Origin of the sequence: Collinsella sp. AF19-1LB, assembly GCF_003459655.1 — a bacterium.
Classification (GTDB): Bacteria; Actinomycetota; Coriobacteriia; order Coriobacteriales; family Coriobacteriaceae; genus Collinsella.
Map to the genome: position 1 here is coordinate 60,754 of NZ_QRWO01000004.1, position 19,371 is coordinate 80,124.

Here is a 19,371-nt window from a genome sequence, read left to right on the forward strand (position 1 = left end):
TTCCTCAATTCATCGTAGTAAACCGGCATAGTTTCGTATTTCTAGCAGCTCCAAATTCATCAATACGTCGGCGTTTGCGAAAAAAGCCCGACCTCCGTAGGAGATCGGGCTTATAGGGCTCAGTTAAACCAAACCTACACGGTCAAATGACCCGCAGATTACATCTGCTCGGGCGCGGAAACGCCAACGAGGGTAAGCACCAGGGCGAGCGTCACGCGGACAGCGTCGCAAGCTGCCAGACGGGCGCGCGAAAGCTCGGGGTCGACGGGACGGCCCTCGCTCGGCAGAACCTGGCAGGCAGCGTAGAAGCTGTGGAAGTCGCCGGCGAGCTCCTCGGCAAAGTGGGTCAGACGGAACGGAGCGCGATCGCGAGCACAGCTGGCGATCAGGTCGGTGAGCTCGTTGAGCTTGCGCGAAAGGGCGAGCTCGGTCGGGTCGGTCAGCAGCGAGTAATCGACGTTCTCACCGATGGCCTTGGCGGCAACGGCCTTCATGCCCATCTCGTCGGCCTGCTCGGCGGTAACGTCGGCGGCACGGCGCAGGATGGAGCACACGCGGGCGTGAGCATACTGCACGTAATAGACCGGGTTGGAGTTGTCGCGCTTCTTAACGGCCTCGATGTCGAAGTCGACCATCTGGTTGGAGCTCTTGGAGATGAGCGTGTAGCGAGCGGCATCGGAGCCGACCTCGTCGACGAGCTCCTGCAGGGTCACCATGGTGCCCTTGCGCTTGGACATACGGACGGGCTTGCCGTTACGCAGCAGGTTGACGAGCTGACCCAGCAGAACCTCAAACTTGCCGGGGTAACCCAGAGCGTCGCAGACGCAGCGGACGCGCTCGATGTAACCGTGGTGGTCGGCGCCCCAGATGTCGATGACGTGATCGACGCGCTGGAACTTATCCCAGTGATAGGCGACGTCGGAGGCGAAGTAGGTGTACTCGCCGTCGGACTTGATCAGGACGCGGTCCTTGTCGTCGCCCAGATCGGTGGAGCGGAACCACAGGGCGCCGTCCTTGGTGTAGAGGTAGCCCATCTTGTCGAGCTTCTCAAAAGCGCGGTCGACGGCGGAGGTGCCGGCGGTCTCGCCCTCGGTGTCCTTCACATACAGCGAGCGCTCGGAGTACCAACGGTCAAAGTCGCAGTTGACGGCGTGGCAGAGGTCGCGCATGTTGTCGACCATCTTCACGTAGCCGCGCTCACGGAAGCTCTCCATGCGCTCCTGCGGATCGGCGTCGACCCACTTGTCACCGTCGGTGCGCCAGAACTCGGCAGCCTCATCGATGATGTAGTCGCCGCCGTAGGAGTCCTTGCCCAGGGTCTCGGCAAAGTTGTCCTGATACGGATGGGTCTCGGGATGCTCGTCGTTCTCGTCGGCAACGAAGGCGTCGCGATCGGCGATCAGCAGCTTGTGAGCCTCGTCGATATCAACGCCCTGCTTGGCGATGATGTCGGCAAGCTGCATATAGCGCGTGCTGATGGAGTTGCCGAAGGTGTTCATCTGAGAGCCGTGGTCATTGATGTAGAACTCACGCTGGATCTCATAGCCGGCGTGGTCCATAACGCGGCAGAGCGAATCGCCCAGCGCGGCCCAGCGGCCGTGGCCGATGTGCATGGGGCCGACGGGGTTGGCGGAAACGAACTCGACCTGGGTCTTCAGGCCACCACCGACGTTAGACTTAGCGAAGTCCATGCCCTTCTCGCGAGCCTTGCCAAAGATGGCATTCTTGACGGCAACGGAGAGGTAGAAGTTGATGAAGCCGGGGCCTGCGATCTCGACCTTCTCGATCGCGGGGTCCTCGGGCATATGGGCAACGATGACCTCGGCGATCTTGCGCGGGGCGCAGTGGGCCAGCTTGGCGGACTTCAGGGCCATGGTAGAGGTCCACTCGCCATGAGAAGTGTCAGCCGGTCGCTCGATAGCGCAATCGTCAAGTTCAAATGCGGAAAGGTCGCCGGCCTCCTGGGCCGCAGCAAGCGCAGCGCGTACCAGCTCTTCAATCTTCTCGGGCATAGATCCTCCTTGTGTTAAAGCCCCCGAGCTCTTGGTCACTCGTAGGGCAAAAGCCAGAGTTTGTAGCACTCTATCACAAGCGACGGGCACTGTCGCAGGGTAAAGCTAATAGATATTGCATATGCACAAAAATGACTACAGCTTGCATGGAGTCACTCAAAGATGCCGGTCTGCCTGCAGATTATGCAGGCGTTGAAAATGCATAAAGGTGTGAATGAGCTGCGTCTGTTATCGAATACTCTTACCTATCAGAATTGTGTGCTTTTCCTGCATAAAGTAAGGGTTTCCGCACGTCAGCGTGGTATTCTAGACATACGCAAATTCGTATAAGTTGGAGGTAGCATGTTCTCAATCGGTCAACACGTCATTCATCCGGGTCAGGGAGTCTGCACCGTCGTCGGTTTTAGGGACGACACGCCGCAGCCCATGCTGCTGCTCGAGACCAAGCAGGGGCATGCGCAGACGATTCTCATGTACCCCGTGGCGCAGGCCGACCGTCTACATGCCGCCATCTCTCAACAGGATGCCGAGCACCTGCTGAGCCACTACGACGAGCTGGAATGCGACACCTTTACCGAGCGCAACAGCTCGCTTGAGGAAACGCACTTTAAGCAGCAGCTTAAGCTAGGTGCACCCGAGACAGTCCGTGTGGCAAAAACCATGATGCACCGCATTCGCCAGGCCGAGGAAGCTGATAAAAAGCCCAGCTCCTACTACATGCGCGTACTCAAGGAGGCCAAGCGTCGTTCCATCGAGGAGTTCGCCGTGGCCTTGGGCGTCACCGAGGAGGACGCCGAAGCTCGCCTAGCCCAAGCCGCCCTCAACTAACCCATCCGCGCCAAAAACCACCACAAAGGGGACAGGCACCTTTGTGGTGGTTTTCTTGTTCCAGTAGTATTCATTCTTAGCGATACCCACGAGCACAAGGAGTCTCTTATGGCAGAGCCGCTTACCGCCGGAATCACCCGCGACCGCGCGTTCGAACTGCTCAACGAGCACAACAAGGACCCGTTCCACATCACCCATGGCGAGACGGTCGAGGGCACCATGCGCTACTTTGCGCGCGAGTTCGACCCCGAGAACGAGGAGTTTTGGGGCATCGTCGGCCTGCTGCACGACCTGGATTGGGAGGAGCATGAGGATGACCCCATGAACCACACCATCTATGCGGCCGAGATCCTCGAGGACGAGGGCGCATCGCCCGAGCTCATCCGCGCAATTCAGACGCATACGTCCGACTTCAACTCTTCGCTACCCAAGCCCGAGCTGCAGATGGAGAAGATCCTGTTTGCCTGCGACGAACTCACCGGTCTAATCGGTGCTGCCGTGATCATGCGTCCGAGCAAAAGCGTCATGGACTTTACGACCAAGTCGCTCAAGAAAAAGTTCAAGGATAAGCGCTTTGCCGCCGGCTGCTCACGCGACGTGATTTCGCAGGGCGCCGAGATGCTGGGCTGGGAGCTTCCCGAGCTCTTCGACCGTACCATCGCGGCCATGCAATCCTTCGCGCCCGATCGCGATACCTTCCAGGCCTAACCGCCCACGCCACCTAAAACCACCACAAAGGAGACAGGCGCCTTTGTGGTGGTTTTTCGTTTGCAACAGGTTTAGGGGCGGACCTGGCCGGTGCCGCGGAGCTTGTATTTGTAGGTGGTGAGGGCCTCGGCGGCAAAGGGGCCGCGGGCGTGGAGCTTTTGGGTCGAGATGCCAATCTCGGCGCCCAGGCCAAACTCGCCGCCGTCGGTAAAGCGCGTGCTGGCGTTGGCATACACGGCCGAGGCATCGACCTCGTCCAGGAAGCGCTCGCAAGCATCCGTGTCCTCTGCAACGATGGCCTCGGAGTGCATCGTGCCGTAGCGGTTGATGTGCGCGATGGCCTCGTCCTCGTTCGCCACGACCTTCACGCTCATCTCGAGCGCCAGATACTCGCGACCCCAGTCCTCCTCAGTCGCGGCAACGTAGTCATCGCCCTCGGCAAGCCCGGTGTCGGCGCATGCGGCGCACGTGGCCTCGTCGCCGTGAATGAGCACGCCGTGGTCATGCAGCACGGCCACGACCGCAGGCAAAAACGCATCGGCCACGGCACGGTCGACCAGCAGCGACTCGGCGGCATTGCACACGCCCACGCGCTGCGTCTTAGCGTTGACGATAATATTGAGCGCTTTATCGAAGTCGGCGGATTCATGCACGTAGATGTGGCAGTTACCCGTGCCCGTCTCGATCACCGGAACGAGCGACTCGCGCACGCAGCGCTGGATCAGGCCTGCACCGCCGCGCGGAATGAGTACGTCGACAACACCGCGGAGCTTCATGAGCTCGCCAGTGGCCTCGCGGTCGGTGGACTCGATCATCGACACGGCCTCGCGCGGGAAGCCCTTGGCCTCGAGCGCATCGGCCAGCAGCTCAGAAATCATGGCACACGAGTGATAGGCCAGCGAGCCGCCGCGCAGAATGCAGGCGTTGCCGGTACGGATGCAGATGCCCGCGGCGTCGGCCGTCACGTTGGGACGCGCCTCGTAAACCATGGCGACCAGGCCCAGCGGCACACTCACACGGGTCAGGTCCACGCCGCTTGCAAGCACGCGGTGGTCGAGCACGCGGCCCACGGGATCGGGCAGCTCGGCGAGCTTTTCCAGGCCGGCGGCCATGCCCTCGACGCGCTCGGGCGTCAGCAGCAGACGATCGAGCAGTCCGGCCGAGGTACCCGCATCGCGCGCAGCGGACATATCGAGCTCGTTGGCGGCGACGATGGAGTCGACGCCGTCGCGCAGCGCCGCGGCCATGGCGCGCACGGCCTCCTGGCGCTGTTCATCGCTCGCCGTGGCAAGCGAGGCCGACGCTGCCTTGGCGGCAACGGCAAGATCGTGGACATACGTGGCTATATCGACCGACATGGGCGGCCCTTTCTCCTAGAAGTTTGCAACCATGGTAGCCGATTTGCGCATGGCCTCGCCCGCGGCGGTAGAATTGGTCAACCCGAAACACCGCAACGAACGGAAGACTCACATGGCCCTCATCACTTCGTACCACGTCCCCGGCCTGTATGTCGAGGACCACAGCATCGACGTCCCCCTCGACTGGCGCGGCCTGGAGCCGATGCTCCTGGCCGTCGGCAGCACCATGCGCCGCGGCGCTATACCGACACCCATCGCCGGTGCGCCCGAGAGCATCAAGCTCTTCTACCGCGTGGTTTGCGCACCCGACCGCATCAACGACGACCTGCCGCTCCTTCTCTTTTTGCAGGGCGGCCCCGGTGGCGAGAGCCCGCGTCCGCTGTCGCCCACAAGCGATGGCTGGATCGAAGAGGCCGTCAAGCATTTCCGCGTCGTGCTGCCCGACCAGCGCGGTACCGGGCGCAGCAGCTGTGTAGACGGGCGCACGATTGCCGCACTGGGCGAGCGCGCCGAGGCGGCCGGCTCCGATGCTGCCCGCTCGCAGGCGGACTTCCTCAAGCGCCACCTCGCCAGCTCCATCGTGCGCGATTTTGAGTACCTGCGCCTGGTGGGCTTTGGCGGCAGGCCCTGGGTCACGCTCGGGCAGAGCTACGGCGGCTTTTTGACGCTGAGCTACCTGTCGCTCTTCCCCGAGGGCGTGGCGGCAAGCTTTACCTGCGGCGGCATCCCCCACGTACCGGCGAGCGCAAGCGAGGTCTACGCGCACACCTTCCCGCGCATGGCTGCCAAGACGCAGCAGTATTACAACCGCTACCCCGCCGACGTCGAGCGCGTGGCGGCCCTGGCAGATGCCCTCGAGGAGCAAAAGCCCGTGCTACCCGACGGCTCGCCGATGACGGTCGAACGCCTGCAGCTCATGGGCAGCGACTTTGGCATGAAGCCGAGCTTTGAGCGCATGCATTGGATTATCGATCATGCTTTTGTTGACGGCGACGGCACGCTGGCCTGCGGCGCCTCGGTATCTGACAGCTTTTTGATGCGCGCCTTCGAGCGCACCAACACGCGCACGAATCCGCTGTACTGGACGCTTCAGGAGTTCATCTACGCCGACGGCGACACCATGCCCATTCGCTGGGCCGCGGCAGAAGAGAAGGCCCATCGTGCCGAGTTCGACACGCTCACGCGACCGCTCATGTTTACCGGCGAGGCCATGTTCCCGTGGATGTTTGAGCAGATGCCCGAACTTAAGCCCTTCAAGCCGGCGATGGATCTGCTTATGGAAGACACCAGCTGGGACAAGATCTATGACCCGCAGCGCCTGGCGTGCAACGAGGTGCCCCTGCAGGCCGCGGTGTACTTCGATGACATGTACGTGGACTCGGGCATGCAGCTCGATACGCTCAGCCGCGTGGGCAACTCGCATGCCTGGGTGACCAACGAGTTCGAGCACGACGGCTTGCACGGCAGCGTGGTGTTCAAGCACCTCTTCGACGAAGCCCTCAACCGCGGAGACCTGCGCCAGATCTTCTAGCAAAGGAGTGTCCCAAAGTGCCGGCACATAAGGAACGTCCCCAAGTGCCGGAAAAGGAGAGGCAGCACTGCTGGCAAAACGAGCCGCAGCGCTGCCTCTCTTTATGCAAACACTATCAAGTTGTCCCTATGGATCGCGGGCTTCTCGGCCAGGTCTGCGAGCAGGCGGTTGCTGGCAATCTGGTCCTGGCGGCGGCCGGCGGCAAGCTCCAGCACGTCCGAATCGGCCTCGGCGATACCACGGGCGACAACCATGCCGCTCGGGTCGCACACGTCGAGCACATCGCCCTCGGCAAACTGGCCATCGACCTCGCGAATACCCACCGCGAGCAGCGACGATCCGCGGCTGACCAGCGCCTTCGCGGCGCCGTCATCGACCGTCACCGAGCCGTGCGCCTTGTCGCCCAGTGCAATCCACAACTTGCGCGGCGCAATGTCCAGGCGCTCCGCCGGCGGATCGAACAGCGTACCCACGCTCTCGCCGCGGGCCAGACGCACGAGCGCATCGGGCTCCTCGCCCGAGCAAATCACGCTTTGAATGCCCGCCGTCATGAGAATGCGGCTCGCGCGAATCTTGGTGATCATGCCGCCCGTACCCACCGATGTGGAAGAATCGCCCGCCGAGGCGATAATCTTGGCATCGATCTTATGCACGACCGGGATAAACTCGGCCGTCGGATCCTCATGCGGATTGGCGGTGTAGAGGCCATCGATGTCCGAGAGCGTCACGCACAGATCGGCAGAAACCAGGCAGCTCACAAGCGCCGCCAGCGTGTCGTTGTCGCCAAACTTGATCTCATCGACGGTGACGGTATCGTTCTCGTTGACGACCGGCACCACGCCGAGCTCCACCAGGCGAAGCAGGGCGTCGCGCGCGTGCAGGTAGGACGTGCGGCGCGCCGTGTCGTGACGCGTGAGCAACACGAGCGAGGTGAGCAGGTCGCGCGCATGGAACTCCTCGTCGTAGGCCGACGAGATGATGCACTGACCGGCCGAGGCGCAGGCCTGCAGGCTCGGCAGGTCGCCGACCGGCTTACGGTCGAAGCCCAGCACGGGATAGCCGCAGGCAATGGCGCCCGAGCTCACCACGATCAGGCGCCAGCCAAGCTCGCGCAGCGCTGCGGCCTGGTCGGCAAGCCCGCCGATAAAGGCGCGGTTGACCTTGCCGTCGGCGCCCACCACCGTGGACGAACCGATCTTTACCACCATCGTTTTATAAGAAGTCGTCATACGTCAAACCAATCAACTGTTCAGCGAACGGCCGAGCTGGCGGCCAAGGAAGCGTGACTCGCCCCTACCGCCCAAGGAATTAGTGAGCCCAGGGAAAGGCAGAAGCCGCGGCCATGTTCTTGCGCACAAGCTCGTCGCGCACCTGTGCCAAGCCCTGCTCCATGCCCACCACATAAGTCTGCGGGTACAGGAAGCGCTTGTAGACCGGATCCAGATGGTCCAGTGCCCAGGTGCAACGCTCGCGTGCGTCCTCAATGCTCTCGCGCGGGGCAACGGCGCTGCCATCGCGCACGATCGGCGCCAGCAGCTCGCGATACTCGAGCTCGGACACATCGGTCACCAGCGCAGCATCGTTCACGGCCACGAGGGTATTACCGCGCGCGGCGCCCTCCCCAGACAGATGATCCTCGTCATAGATCATGTCGCAGATCGGGCCGCCAAAGCCGTCGTAATAACGGCGCACGCGCTGCACACCCGGGATCGTGCGCTTGTAGGGCTGCTCGGAGAGCTTAACCACCGGCGTCCACGGATCCGTCTCGCTCGCACGGCGGGCGGAAAGCTTATACACACCGCCAAGCGCCGGCTGGTCGTAGCAGGTCGCGAGCTTGGTACCCACACCAAAGCTATCGATGGGCGCACCCTGATCGAGCAGCGACTGAATCGTGTACTCGTCCAGATCGTTGGAAACCGAGATCCCTACATAGGGCAGGCCCTCGGCATCAAAACGGCCACGCACATATTTGGAGAGCTTGGCGAGGTCGCCCGAGTCGATGCGAATAGCCGACAGGCGCTCGCCCACCGCCTCCATCTCCTTGGCAACCGTAATGGCATGCTCGCAGCCCTCGCGCACATCGTAGGTGTCGATGAGCAGCGTACAGTTCTTGGGGCTCGACTTGGCAAAGGCACGGAAGGCCTCGAGCTCGGAATCGAAGCTCATCACCCAGCTGTGCGCATGCGTGCCAAAGACGGGAATACCGTAGCGGCGGCCGGCGAGCACATTGGACGTAGAGGAACAGCCGGCAACGTAGCTCGCGCGCGCGACGGCCAGGCCGCCATCGGGACCCTGGGCGCGGCGCAGGCCAAACTCGGCCACGGGACGGCCGTCCGCCGCCAGCACCACGCGCGCCGTCTTGGTGGCGACAAGCGTCTGGAAGCCGACGATGTTGAGCAGCGCCGTCTCGAGCAGCTGGCACTCCAGCGCGGGGCCGGTAACGCGCACCATGGGCTCACGCGGAAAGACGAGCTCGCCCTCGGGGACGGCGTCGATGTTTACATGCGCACGAAAATCGCGCAGGTAGTCGAGGAATTCAGGCTTGAACATCGCGCCGCCGGCCGGGGCCTGGAGCGAGGCGAGGTAGTCGATGTCCTCGGGCGTAAAGCGCAGGTTCTCGACCAGCTCGGGCAGCTCGGCGGTACCGCACATGACGGCATAGGCGCTACCAAAGGGATGGTCGCGGTAAAACGCGGTAAAACAACCCTGCTCATTGGCCTTGCCGCTCTCCCACAGGCCCTGGGCCATAGTGAGCTCGTACAGATCGGTAAGCATTGCGATGTCGGTGGGATGAGAGATATCGGTCAAAGCCATGGGGCGACCTTTCGGATGCGTTGTGCAGAGGTTGAGGGTTGGACAAGGGCAGAGTGTTCGGACATGACGCCCGATGTAAATCGGTTAGAGCAGGCCCATGCTGGTCAGGATCGTGTAGCCCATAAAGATGACAAACGCGATGAGGGCAAGGACAATGATGATTTTTTGAGCCGGCGCCATGCCAGGGATCTCGTTCTCGCCCGTAGGCTCCTTGGAGGTAACCATGCGCTGGGCAAAGGTCATCTCGTCACGGCTCGGCTTGGGCTCGACGGACTTGGAACGAGCGGCCTTTTTAGGCTGAGGTTTGGGCGCGGCAGGTGCAGGCTTCGCGGCAGCGGGCTTGGGCGCGGGCGCCGGTGCGGGTGCGGCGTTCGCGGCGACCTCCTCGGCCTTCGCACGCTCGGCACGCAGGGCAGCCAGCTCCTCACGCTCGCGACGGGCCTCTTCCCGAGCCTCGCGGCGTGCCTTCTCAGCGCGGAGCTCTTCCAACTCAGCGCGCTCCTCGTCGGACAATGGTTGGGACTCAAGCTCGGCCATGGTACAGCCCTTTCTTTTAAAAAAAGCCGCCGACACAATGTCAGCGGCTTATCAAATCCAAGGGTGGAGACGAAGGGAGTCGAACCCTCGGCCTCTGCCATGCGACGGCAGCGCTCTCCCAACTGAGCTACGTCCCCAGGACAAGTCGATATTTTACCTACGGCTCGCCAACTGTCAACGCCCAATAACCAGTCTTTTTGGGGCGGGGCTATTTTAGCTACTTTCAGATGCCGGCTCGACCCCTGCCGAGAGTAGTCTTTTTGGGACGGGGCTTTTTAGCTGCCCCTGCCGTTAATCGGCCAAAACGTGTGCGCTCTCTGCTGGGGCTAAAAAAGCCCCGTCCCAAAAAGACTACTCAGCAGAGCTACTTTGCGCTGGTAAGAACACCGGTGGTGTCAAACGCCGGGGTAAAGCTCTCGTCTACCGCGCCGCCCTCTTGCCAAAACATCGTCGTAAAGCCCAGGTCGTCGGCATGGTCGAGCACCTGCTCGTACTCCTCGCGCGTTACGGCACGGGCCAACTCGCCGCCCTGCTCGCGCATGAGTGCATTGGGCGTGTACTGGTTCATAACCGAAATCGGCACGTCGCCCACCGTCTGCCACACCAGGTCCAGCACGCGGCACGAATCGTCCGCATGCCCCGGCAGCACCAGGTGGCGCACGATGATACCGCGCTTCATGAGCCCGTCCTCGTCCACCAGCTCTCCCCCGCGGCGCTCGATCTCGCACGCCATCTGTGCCAGGCCCGACACGGCCACGCGCGGGTAATCCTTAATATGAGAAAGCGACTGCGCAAGCCCGGCATCGGCATATTTAAAGTCGGTGAGCCACACATCGACCAGGTCACCCAGGGCAGCTACGGCACTCGCCCGCTCATAGCCGCTCGTGTTGTAAACGATCGGGATGTCCAGCCCGCGCTCCCTCGCTGCGGCAATCGCGGCCGGCAGCAGGTGAGCATAATGCGTCGCAGTCACCAGGTTGATGTTGTTGGCTCCCTGGTCCTGCAGTTCCAGCATAATCTCGACCAGACGCTCAGGCGAAATCTCAAGGCCAAAATTGCCGGTCGAGATCTCGTGGTTCTGGCAGTAGATACATTTAAGCGAGCAGCCGCTAAAGAAGATCGTGCCCGAACCGGCCTCGCCCGAGATAGGCGGCTCCTCCCACATATGAAGCGCCGCGCGGGCCACCCTGAGCGTGTCGTTAGCACCGCATACGCCGCGCACGCCCTCATCGCGCGCCGCACCGCAACGGCGGGGACACAAATGGCAGGCGGGCGAAAAAAGTTCGGTCAACGACGTCGGCATAAAAACATGCTCCAAAACAACGATTCAGCAGCTCAAACGTAAAGGGCCAGGCCGCGTAGACGGCTCGAGCCCCAAGGCGCCGTAATCGTCCGACACGATTTTTGTAATGTCAAGACTGGAATCGATAAAGTGCCGCTTTATGATGTAGGTATTCCGCCCCCCCGCGGAGCAACTGGGTGAACCGTCGCGTTTATTTAGGGAGCCCACACAGTCGTACCTAGTACAGGTATCCTTCGTTGTTAAGGACGCTGGAACAGTCGATGAGGGCACCCACCTGTTTTAGGTGGGTTCATTTTCGTAACGTGGGGGGTGGTTTTCTTTTGCCGAAAATCACCATCACGGTCCATATGGATCCCCGTCGGCATCCCGACAAGCCATCGACAACATCCCAATATCTGGTAAGCGCGTGATTATCGCTGCGTGCAATTACATGCACCCCCCTTGGTCGAGTATTATGGTTCGGCTATGCCCTTTGCGCATGGCGTTCTTCTGACCTTTTCCTTCGACGCTTGGCGGTTTTTAGATTCATGGCTTCATCCCCGAGCTACATACCGTACCTATGCGTGGCAGCGGCGGCCTTTATCACGACCTTCCTCGCGGTGCCCCTGGTCAAGCGCTTGGCAATTAAGCTCGATGCCGTCGACTATCCTTCTAAGCGCCGCATCAACACAAAGCCCATCCCGCGTTTGGGCGGAACGGCGGTGTTTTTGGGCCTGGTCGTTGCCTGCATTGTGCAAATCCTAGGCACCTGGCACCTAGGCTGGCCACCCGTCCTGGTGCCGCACCCGCGCCTTCACATTAGCTATCCCATGCTGGCGCTCTCCTTTACCGTCATCTTTGCGACCGGCGCTATCGATGACGTCTTCCAACTCAAGCCCAAGCAAAAGCTGGCCGGGCAGGTCCTCGCCGCGCTCATCGCCTGTATCGGCGGCCTGCGGATCGGCGTCATCGTCAACCCGTTTGCCCCCGGCGAAATCATGCTCGGGTGGCTCGCCTACCCCATCACCGTAATCTATCTGGTGGCATTCACCAACATCATTAACCTCATCGACGGCCTCGACGGCTTGGCCACGGGCATCTGCGGCATCGCCTCGTTCACCATGTTTTCGATGGCCGTTCTCTCGGGCCGCATCGACGCCGCCGCGCTCTCCATTGCGCTCTTTGGCGCCTGCCTGGCCTTTTTGCGCTACAACTTCAACCCCGCAAGCATCTTCTTGGGCGACTCGGGGTCGCTGCTTCTGGGCTTTGCACTGGGCTCCATCTCGCTGCTCAACGTGAGCCGCACCGCCGCGCTCACCTCGCTTATCATCCCGCTCATCGTTGCCGGCGTGCCCATCATCGACACGTTTAGCGCCATCGTGCGCCGCAGGCGCGCCCACATTAGCATTGGGCAGGCCGACAAGGGCCACATCCACCACCGCCTAATCCAAGAAGGCTACAACCAAAAACAGGCCGTGCTGCTCATCTATGCCTGGTGCATCATGCTTTCGGCCGGCGCCGCCGCGATTAACCAGGTCGAAGTGCCCATGCGTGTGCTCATCTTTACCGTGCTCGCCATTGGCTCGGCGGCCTTCGCCAAGCACCTGCACCTGTTTGAACCCGTGCTACGCCACCATTACAACAAGCGCACGCACGAGGACGAGCTCGTCACCCCCGACGACCCCGCCTTTAAGCAGGAGGAGCAGGCAGCCGAGGAGCGCAAAGAAGAGCGCCACCACAAGCTCTAGGGCAAGCTGCCGAGGATGTGCCAAGGCACCGTTGGCCAAGCGCGGCCGCGCCGCGCCCATCGCACAAGCCGCACCACGCGCGTCCCTCTCCCGCCCTCGCCTACTTACGCACCGCCCCTCCAATAAACGCGTTATCATCTTGACCCATGAACATACGTTAGGAGCAATCATGCCAAACGAGAACAGCTACGAAGTCGCGCTGCAAAAGAGCAACGCCATTCGCGAGGGCCTGACCAAAACGCCCGAGAAGTTCACCATGCTCACCGGCGACCGCCCCACCGGCCGTCTGCACCTGGGCCACTACTTCGGTACCCTCAAGGGCCGTGTTGAGCTGCAGAACATGGGCGCCAAGACCAACGTGCTCATCGCCGACTACCAGGTCATCACTGACCGCGACACGACCGAGCACATCCAGGACAACGTGTACAACATGGTCATGGACTACCTTGCCTGCGGCATCGATCCCGACAAGACCATGATCTACGCGCACTCCGCCGTGCCCGCCGCCAACCAGCTCATGCTGCCGTTCCTGTCGCTGGTCTCCGAGGCCGAGCTGGCGCGCAACCCCACCGTCAAGGCCGAGATGGAGGCCTCGGGCCACGAGCTCACCGGCCTTCTGCTCACCTACCCGGTGCATCAGGCCTGCGACATCCTGTTCTGCAAGGGCAACGTCGTGCCCGTCGGCCGCGACCAGCTGCCGCACATCGAGCTCACCCGCACCATCGCCCGCCGCTTTAACAACCGCTACGGCAAGGTGTTCCCCGAGGTCGACGCGCTGCTGTCCGAGACCCCGCTGCTGCCGGGCCTGGACGGTCGCAAGATGAGCAAGAGCTACGGCAACGCCATCAACATCTCGATGACCGCCGAGGAAACGGCCAAACGCATCAAGAAGAGCCAGACCGACTCCGAGCGCATGATCACGTTCGATCCCGAGAACCGCCCCGGCGTGTCTGGCCTGCTTTCAACAGCCGCCATCTGCACCGGCCGTTCCGAAGTCGAGATTGCCGAGGAGATTGGCATGGGCGGCTCCGGCCAGCTCAAGAAGTACGTGACCGAGGCCGTCAACAAGTACTTCGCACCTATCCGCGAGCGTCGCCAGCGCTACGAGAACGATCTGGACTATGTGAAGGACGTCCTGCATGAGGGCAACCGTCGCGCCAATGAGATCGCCGAGCAGACCCTGGCCGAGGTTCAGGACGCCATGGGCATGGTGTACTAGACCGATTTGCTGGCTTGAGCTTTCGATTGCTTTAGGGCGGGCGCTACGGCGTCCGCCTTTTTTGGAGCCGGACCGCTTCAGCTCCATCCATCACACTCTCCCGACAAACAGGAACAGGCCCGCCGGCAGTTAGCTGCCAGCGGGCCTGTTCCCGAAGTACACCGTTGAATCGCACAGAGGGGAGGGATGCGAATCAAACTCAACAGGGCAGGCTTTTTCATCGCCTATTGCCTGCTCCGTTGCTGAAACCAATATAGTTCACCGTGGCTTACTTTCTAGCGTCAAACTACCCCAACACACCTTCTCCATAAGTTAGCCCAGGTAAACCTGCAACGGAAAGCCACCACAAAGGGGACAGGCACCTTTGTGGTGGCTTTGACCACGGCAGAGCTGTTAGAGTCCAGCAGGCCAACGACAGGCGGCCAGATCAACATGCATGGGATCGGCAAACGTCACGCCCTCCCCCATTAAGAGCTCGCGCTGAGCATCGGGGCCGCCAAAGGCAAAGCCCTCACAGATACGGCCGTCGGCAAACACCACGCGATGACAGGGAATTTGGCCAGGGCGCGGATTACTATGAAGGGCATACCCCACGTACCGCGCACTTCGTGGACGACCGGCAAGCAGTGCCACCTGACCATACGTGGCGACCATCCCCTCGGGGATCTGCTCGACCACCCCGTACACCCGATCAAAAAAGCCCTCAGACGCCATTGCTCGCTCCCTTCCACCCGGAAAAGCATAAACCATCACAAAGGGGACAGGCACCTTTGTGATGGTTTATGGCAGGTCGGTTAGTTGGCGGGCTGGAAGAAGGCTACTGCCACGGCGCCGGGGCCAACGTGGGTTCCGATGGTGGCGCCGATGGTGTGAACGGGCAGTTCGCCCTCGGTGTGACCAGCCCACAGTGCCGCGCTGTCCTCGATATACTTCTTGAGCACCGCATCCGAAAGACCCGTATAGCCGAGCGCCAGCGGCATGGAAAAGTCGATGCCGCCCGCCTTTTCGACCTTTTGGTTCAGCAGGTTGCGGCCGTTCTTGGAACCGCGCGCCTTGCCCAGCTGCACGATCAGACCGTCCTCGACAGCCACCACGGGCTTCACGTTGAGCAGCGTGCCCACGGCGCCGGCCGCAGCAGACAGACGACCGCCGCGCACCAGGTACTCCAGCGTCTCGAGCAGGCCGATAACCACCACACGGTCGCGCACGGCCTCGACAGCCGCCGCGATCTGAGATGCACTGCGGCCCTCGTCCACCAAGCGCAGCGCATACTCGACCAGGACGCGCTCGCCCAGGGTGACGTTGTTGCTGTCTACCACGAACACGTCGCCACCTGGCGCCTCGGCAAGTGCGGTACGGGCACTCTGATTGGTGCCTGATAGCTTAGCGCCCACGGTAATAATCACAGCCTCGTCGCCGGCCTCACGTGCTTCGGCAATCGCCTGCGAAAACGCGTACGGGTTGACCTGGCCGGTCTTGGGCAGCTCGTCGCGCTCCACAAGCATCTCGTAAAAGCGCTGGTGATCGATGTCGACGCCATCCATATACACATCGGTGCCAAAGGTGACGGACAGCGGCAAAACGTCCAGTGCCGGGTGCTCGGCCGGCGACATATCGCTTGCGGAATCGGTAATAATGCGGACGGACATAGCGAATCCTTTCTTGCGCAGGTCCCGCGCAGGGAATTTTGACAGCAATGTCCCGGCACGGCGTACGCGCTCAAACGGGACGATGCAGTTCTTGGCTGAAAGCTAGCGCCAGCGCGGCTCTAGATCTCGCGCAGGGTGTTGAGGATCGTGCGCAGCGATGCATACATCTGCTCGCGCTGCTCCACGCCCATGGCCTTGCCGGTGGTATCGAGCACCTCGCGAATGATGCGATCGGCCTCGCTCATGCTCTCGCCGCCCAGGGCAGTCAGGCGCACCGGAGCACGATACTTGACGGCCGCATCACCCGAGTCGTCAACCTCGACGTAGCCGCCCTCCTCCAGATGTGCCAGTGTGCGCGAAACGGCGGCACGGGTAACGCCGGCCATGCGGGCGAGGTCGGCGCCAGTCAGGCCGTCCTTGCTGCGCTCAAGATAGTACAGGCACATAACGTCGGAGCCCTTGAGGCCCAGCCTTGCGCCTTCGGACGTCTTGATACGCTGAATCTCCTTGTAGAGCCCGCTGATCAGTCCAACAAAGTCCTCGAAACGTGTCTCGTCGTTCTGCTGCATGGGAGACGACCGCCTTTCGCTTGCATAATGCTTACGGGTAAACATCTTAGTCGCATAAGCCGACACCCGTACCCAAATACCCCATTTGTTAACCCATCAACATAAAAACCACCACAAAGGGGATAGGCACCTTTGTGGCGGTTTTGACCGGCGAACATGATCCGCAGGCGCCGCTACAGCTCCACGCAGGGATTGTCGCGAGTCACAAGCGTCTTAACGACAACCGTCGCTCCCAGATAGCGCTCGAGCAAATCGGCAAGACGATCGATGGCGGCCTGGCAGTCCCCCATTCGCTCGGGCTCTACGCACTCAATCGCCAGGAACGCGTCCGCCGAATCGTCGGACAGGGCCGTTCGAACGCCGTCGCGCCAGTTCCAGCAGCGGCACACGGCGCCCGCATCATCGACGTAGGCCAGCTCGCCGGACAGCGTCGGGTCATCCGCTTCCTCGCCAAGCGGCAGGAACGCGTCGCCGCCGTCGGTCACCTTCAAGCGAAGGTCTCCCTCGATCGCATGCAAATCCTCGCCGCCTACGGGTAACGCGTAGGTCAGCGACACCGTGTTGTAAATGTCCACCGCGGGCGTAATGTGGCCCACCGGCTTGCCTTTGAGCACGCGTTTGAGCAGGTTCTCAATTGAGCAACGCGCGCCCTTCTTGGTCTTGAATAGGCGATATGCCTCGCGCCATGCCTTAACCGGCGCATTCTCGCTGATAGTATCGCTGGTCAGATGACGCTCCGCGTCGATATTGGCGCGGTCGAGCAACGCCGCAATCGCGTCCACGTCCTCTTGAGGAATCTGAGCCGCGGGCTTCATGCCCTTTACGACCACAACACCGACAGCCGCCTGCGGAAATAGCTCCCAAAACGAATCCTCGGCAACGAAACTCTTCATGTGCTCTCCCTTCATAGCATGCGCCCGAGCCCGGGTGCCTAAACAAAAAGCGCCCTTACGACGGCCACCTTCAAAGTCCTACGGTGCCGCCACAAGAGCGCTTACGCTGCCCCCATCCGGAGAAGGGAGCGATATGTTAGGCGTATTATAACCCGAGTCATCCGCGCGAGTAAAACCACCACAAAGGTGCCTGTCCCCTTTATGATGGTTTTGGGTCTGAGGCGACGCTAGTGGCGAAGTCCCAGCAGGCCGTGGCCGCGATGACGGGCGTCGGCGTGCACCTGAGCGTGCGGACCGGCGGCCTTGACGGATTCGGGCAGGTGCGAGTACTTCTTCTCGAAGTTCTCCTCGAACATCACGGCCAAGTTGTGCGCGGCCTCGTCGTAGCGAGCGGTGCTCTGCCAATACTGGCGCGGCACCAGGATGCCGTCGGGTACGCCGTGGCACGTGGTGGGAATGTCGACGTTAAAGATGTCGTCGTGCACGAACTCGCTGTCCTCGATGGTACCGTCGAGGGCGCGGGCCACCAGGGCGCGCGTGTAGGCAAGCTCGATGCGATGACCCACGCCGTAGCCGCCGCCGATCCAGCCGGTGTTGACCAGGTACACACGCGTGCGGCCGTCGGCGATGCGCTCACCGAGCATCTTGGCATAGACCATGGGGTCGAGCGGCATAAACGGCTCGCCAAACAGCGAAGAGAACGTGGGCGTGGGCTCGGTGACGCCGACCTCGGTGCCGGGGATCTTGGCCGTAAAGCCCGTCACAAAGTGATACATGGCGGCGTCGGCCGTCAGGCGCGAGATGGGCGGCAGCACGCCAAAGGCATCGCAGGTCAGGAAGAGCACGACGCTTGGAGTGGTGCCCATGCCCTTGGTCCACGCGTTGGGAATGTGCTCCACAGGGTATGCCACGCGCGTGTTGTGCGTGATCGAGATGTCGTCGTAGTTGGGCTTGCGGTTCTCGTCGAGCACCACGTTTTCGCAGATCGCGCCAAAGCGGACAGCGTTGAAGATCTCGGGCTCGTGGAACGCGTCCAGGCCCTCGCATTTGGCGTAGCAGCCACCTTCGATGTTGAAGATGCCCATGTCGGACCAACCGTGCTCGTCGTCGCCGATCAGCAGCCGCGTGGGGTTGGCCGAAAGCGTGGTCTTGCCCGTGCCCGAAAGGCCAAAGAACACGGCGGTCTCGTGCGTGACGGGATCCATGCTGGCCGAGCAGTGCATGGGTAGCACGTCGTCCTCGACGGGCAGCAGGTAATTCATGACGCTAAAGATCGACTTTTTAATCTCGCCGGAGTAGCCGGTGCCGGCGACCAGAATCACGCGTTCCTGGAAATTGATGACCACGGCGGCGCTGGAGTTGAGGCCCTTGATGGCAGGATCGCACTGGAAACCGGGCGCCGCGAGCACGCAGAAGTCGGGCTCGCCGGTGCGCGCGATTTCGCGGGCGAGCGGGCGGGCGAGCATCTGCTTGATAAAGAGTGCCTGGCTGGCACGCTCGCAGGCAACGAGCAGTCGACGCGTGTGGTTGCGGTCGGCGCCTGCCATGCCACGGGTAACGAACACGTCGCGCTCGTTGAGATAGTCGACGATGCCGGCCTTGATGGCCTCATAGCTCTCGACGGACAGCGGGCGGTTGACGGCGCCCCAGGCAATCTTGTCGTGGACATCGGGGGTGTCGACGATAAAGCGGTCATTGGGGGAACGACCAGTGCGCTCCCCCGTCTCGATCACCAGCGCGCCGTTGGATGCCATGCGGCCTTCTTCGCGGCGGATAGCGTGCTCGACGAGCTCCGCGGCGGGTAGATCGACCAGCAGACGGGGCTGATTCTCGGCGGGATCTTCGACCAGCGCAATACCAAAGTTGGACAGAACTTCTGCAGGGGTAACACCAGGCATGGGGCCTCCTTTAAAAGCGCGACACGTGGACGCGGCGCGCACTTTACTCACGTAAAGCCCGTTGTACCCGATATGCAAAAACGTTTTTGCGGCAACGGCGAAGCGCCCGCCCAACGGTCAAAAATCGCAGGCAAGCGGCCTAGTCGTTAGAGACACTCTTGAACAGGCAACAACCAAGGAGCGACCCCGGATGCCGGCACTTAGGGACGTTCCCAAAGTGCCGGCACATAAGGAACGTCCCCAAATGCCGTCTACTGAATGGCGCCGCCGAAATTATCGAACAACCTGTTCAAAAACACGAACGAACACCGTCGCGTCTATACTA

The 19,371-nt window shown here is 61.7% G+C and carries 16 protein-coding genes and 1 tRNA gene; 5 read left to right on the forward strand and 12 right to left on the reverse strand.

The genetic code is table 11. The annotated features are described in order from the left end of the window. Positions 1-158: 158 nt before the first annotated feature. The gene (argS, locus tag DWX39_RS02075) at positions 159-2,012 is read right to left on the reverse strand and encodes an arginine--tRNA ligase (RefSeq protein WP_117758338.1); all 1,854 of its coding nucleotides are present in this window, start codon (positions 2,010-2,012) and stop codon (positions 159-161) included. A 342-nt stretch (positions 2,013-2,354) separates the two neighbouring features. Here argS and DWX39_RS02080 point away from each other — a divergent pair, with 342 nt between their 5' ends. After that, positions 2,355-2,840, forward strand: coding sequence for a CarD family transcriptional regulator (locus tag DWX39_RS02080; RefSeq protein WP_022094807.1), 486 nt, complete (start codon positions 2,355-2,357; stop codon positions 2,838-2,840). Positions 2,841-2,948: 108 nt separating this feature from the next. Further along, positions 2,949-3,548 carry an HD domain-containing protein gene (locus DWX39_RS02085; protein WP_117758339.1) on the forward strand — a complete coding sequence of 200 codons (600 nt, stop codon included), beginning with the start codon at positions 2,949-2,951 and terminating at the stop codon, positions 3,546-3,548. A 71-nt stretch (positions 3,549-3,619) separates the two neighbouring features. Here DWX39_RS02085 and DWX39_RS02090 read toward each other — a convergent pair whose 3' ends face one another. After that, positions 3,620-4,906: a glutamate-5-semialdehyde dehydrogenase gene (locus DWX39_RS02090; RefSeq protein WP_117655690.1), complete on the reverse strand. Its 1,287-nt coding sequence runs from the start codon at positions 4,904-4,906 to the stop codon at positions 3,620-3,622. A gap of 112 nt (positions 4,907-5,018) precedes the next feature. On the opposite strand from DWX39_RS02090, the gene DWX39_RS02095 reads away from it, so the two are divergent. Continuing rightward, complete coding sequence (locus tag DWX39_RS02095) at positions 5,019-6,437, forward strand: alpha/beta fold hydrolase (protein ID WP_117758340.1); 1,419 nt, start codon at positions 5,019-5,021, stop codon at positions 6,435-6,437. A 101-nt stretch (positions 6,438-6,538) separates the two neighbouring features. On the opposite strand, the gene proB is transcribed toward DWX39_RS02095, so the two are convergent. The 5 genes from proB to DWX39_RS02120 form a co-directional block, all read right to left on the reverse strand. After that, on the reverse strand, positions 6,539-7,666 hold the full coding sequence (gene proB, locus DWX39_RS02100; protein ID WP_089572036.1) for a glutamate 5-kinase: 1,128 nt from the start codon (positions 7,664-7,666) through the stop codon (positions 6,539-6,541). A gap of 79 nt (positions 7,667-7,745) precedes the next feature. Then, entirely contained in the window at positions 7,746-9,251 is a 1,506-nt protein-coding gene (locus DWX39_RS02105) for a nicotinate phosphoribosyltransferase (RefSeq protein ID WP_117655692.1), read from the reverse strand. A gap of 84 nt (positions 9,252-9,335) precedes the next feature. After that, the gene (locus tag DWX39_RS02110; protein WP_117716822.1) at positions 9,336-9,788 is read right to left on the reverse strand and encodes a hypothetical protein; all 453 of its coding nucleotides are present in this window, start codon (positions 9,786-9,788) and stop codon (positions 9,336-9,338) included. Between the two features lie 64 nt (positions 9,789-9,852). After that, a tRNA-Ala gene (locus DWX39_RS02115) sits at positions 9,853-9,925 on the reverse strand. Positions 9,926-10,152: 227 nt separating this feature from the next. Further along, a complete protein-coding gene (locus DWX39_RS02120; protein ID WP_117716821.1) occupies positions 10,153-11,091 on the reverse strand; it encodes a radical SAM protein in 939 nt (312 codons plus the stop codon). A gap of 527 nt (positions 11,092-11,618) precedes the next feature. On the opposite strand from DWX39_RS02120, the gene DWX39_RS02125 reads away from it, so the two are divergent. Then, positions 11,619-12,818, forward strand: coding sequence for an MraY family glycosyltransferase (locus DWX39_RS02125; RefSeq protein WP_117716820.1), 1,200 nt, complete (start codon positions 11,619-11,621; stop codon positions 12,816-12,818). A 169-nt stretch (positions 12,819-12,987) separates the two neighbouring features. Beyond that, positions 12,988-14,037, forward strand: a complete 1,050-nt coding sequence (gene trpS / locus DWX39_RS02130) for a tryptophan--tRNA ligase (RefSeq protein ID WP_117758341.1) — start codon at positions 12,988-12,990, stop codon at positions 14,035-14,037. Between the two features lie 393 nt (positions 14,038-14,430). Here trpS and DWX39_RS02135 read toward each other — a convergent pair whose 3' ends face one another. From DWX39_RS02135 to pckA, 5 genes are all read right to left on the reverse strand, one after another. Then, positions 14,431-14,751 carry an MGMT family protein gene (locus tag DWX39_RS02135; protein WP_117716818.1) on the reverse strand — a complete coding sequence of 107 codons (321 nt, stop codon included), beginning with the start codon at positions 14,749-14,751 and terminating at the stop codon, positions 14,431-14,433. A gap of 80 nt (positions 14,752-14,831) precedes the next feature. Next, a complete protein-coding gene (locus DWX39_RS02140; RefSeq protein WP_117758342.1) occupies positions 14,832-15,686 on the reverse strand; it encodes a DegV family protein in 855 nt (284 codons plus the stop codon). Positions 15,687-15,805: 119 nt separating this feature from the next. After that, the gene (locus tag DWX39_RS02145) at positions 15,806-16,255 is read right to left on the reverse strand and encodes a MarR family winged helix-turn-helix transcriptional regulator (protein WP_022093866.1); all 450 of its coding nucleotides are present in this window, start codon (positions 16,253-16,255) and stop codon (positions 15,806-15,808) included. A 173-nt stretch (positions 16,256-16,428) separates the two neighbouring features. Next, complete coding sequence (locus DWX39_RS02150) at positions 16,429-17,148, reverse strand: B3/4 domain-containing protein (protein WP_117758343.1); 720 nt, start codon at positions 17,146-17,148, stop codon at positions 16,429-16,431. 227 nt (positions 17,149-17,375) lie between these two features. Then, positions 17,376-19,046, reverse strand: coding sequence for a phosphoenolpyruvate carboxykinase (ATP) (gene pckA / locus DWX39_RS02155; protein WP_199411431.1), 1,671 nt, complete (start codon positions 19,044-19,046; stop codon positions 17,376-17,378). Positions 19,047-19,371: the final 325 nt, after the last annotated feature.

Coding starts and splice junctions, on each gene's coding strand:
- argS (WP_117758338.1), bottom strand. CDS start 2,012: ATGCCCGAGAAGATTGAAGAGCTGGTACGCGCTGCGCTTGCTGCGGCC.
- DWX39_RS02080 (WP_022094807.1), top strand. CDS start 2,355: ATGTTCTCAATCGGTCAACACGTCATTCATCCGGGTCAGGGAGTCTGC.
- DWX39_RS02085 (WP_117758339.1), top strand. CDS start 2,949: ATGGCAGAGCCGCTTACCGCCGGAATCACCCGCGACCGCGCGTTCGAA.
- DWX39_RS02090 (WP_117655690.1), bottom strand. CDS start 4,906: ATGTCGGTCGATATAGCCACGTATGTCCACGATCTTGCCGTTGCCGCC.
- DWX39_RS02095 (WP_117758340.1), top strand. CDS start 5,019: ATGGCCCTCATCACTTCGTACCACGTCCCCGGCCTGTATGTCGAGGAC.
- proB (WP_089572036.1), bottom strand. CDS start 7,666: ATGACGACTTCTTATAAAACGATGGTGGTAAAGATCGGTTCGTCCACG.
- DWX39_RS02105 (WP_117655692.1), bottom strand. CDS start 9,251: ATGGCTTTGACCGATATCTCTCATCCCACCGACATCGCAATGCTTACC.
- DWX39_RS02110 (WP_117716822.1), bottom strand. CDS start 9,788: ATGGCCGAGCTTGAGTCCCAACCATTGTCCGACGAGGAGCGCGCTGAG.
- DWX39_RS02120 (WP_117716821.1), bottom strand. CDS start 11,091: ATGCCGACGTCGTTGACCGAACTTTTTTCGCCCGCCTGCCATTTGTGT.
- DWX39_RS02125 (WP_117716820.1), top strand. CDS start 11,619: ATGGCTTCATCCCCGAGCTACATACCGTACCTATGCGTGGCAGCGGCG.
- trpS (WP_117758341.1), top strand. CDS start 12,988: ATGCCAAACGAGAACAGCTACGAAGTCGCGCTGCAAAAGAGCAACGCC.
- DWX39_RS02135 (WP_117716818.1), bottom strand. CDS start 14,751: ATGGCGTCTGAGGGCTTTTTTGATCGGGTGTACGGGGTGGTCGAGCAG.
- DWX39_RS02140 (WP_117758342.1), bottom strand. CDS start 15,686: ATGTCCGTCCGCATTATTACCGATTCCGCAAGCGATATGTCGCCGGCC.
- DWX39_RS02145 (WP_022093866.1), bottom strand. CDS start 16,255: ATGCAGCAGAACGACGAGACACGTTTCGAGGACTTTGTTGGACTGATC.
- DWX39_RS02150 (WP_117758343.1), bottom strand. CDS start 17,148: ATGAAGAGTTTCGTTGCCGAGGATTCGTTTTGGGAGCTATTTCCGCAG.
- pckA (WP_199411431.1), bottom strand. CDS start 19,046: ATGCCTGGTGTTACCCCTGCAGAAGTTCTGTCCAACTTTGGTATTGCG.